At 69.5% G+C, this 455-nt stretch carries 1 protein-coding gene; it reads left to right on the forward strand.

The genetic code is table 11. The features are described from left to right. Positions 1–455: hypothetical protein (locus tag VM95_RS38040; protein WP_045706218.1), on the forward strand; the 455-nt coding region annotated here is incomplete at both ends.

The following is a 455-nucleotide window of genomic DNA, read 5'->3' on the forward strand; positions in this document are numbered from 1 at the left end:
CGGTCGGCGGCCCGGCGCCGTACTGGAACACCTACAGCTACGACGCCACGGGCAACCGCACCGGCCTCGTCCAGCACGACATCACCGGCAACAGCCTGGCCGACACCACCGTCACCCAGACCTTCGGAGCCGCCAAGTCCACCAACACCGGCACGGGCAACGGCGGCGCTCACGCACTGCTGACCTCCACCACCGCCGGCCCGGCCGGCACCAAGGCCGTCAGCTACCAGTACGACGCCAAGGGCAACACCACCGCGATCACCGACCCCGGTGGCACCACCAAGCTGACCTGGAACGGCGAGGACAAGCTCGACACCCTCACCAAGCCCGGCCAGAACGGCGCCACCAGCTACCTCTACGACGCGGACGGCAACCAGCTGATCCGCCGCAACCCCGGAAAGACCACGCTCACCCTGGCCACCGACGAGATCACCCTCGACAGCGCGGGCACCGTC

Source organism: Streptomyces rubellomurinus, assembly GCF_000961885.1.
GTDB classification, from domain to species: Bacteria; Actinomycetota; Actinomycetes; order Streptomycetales; family Streptomycetaceae; genus Kitasatospora; species Kitasatospora rubellomurina.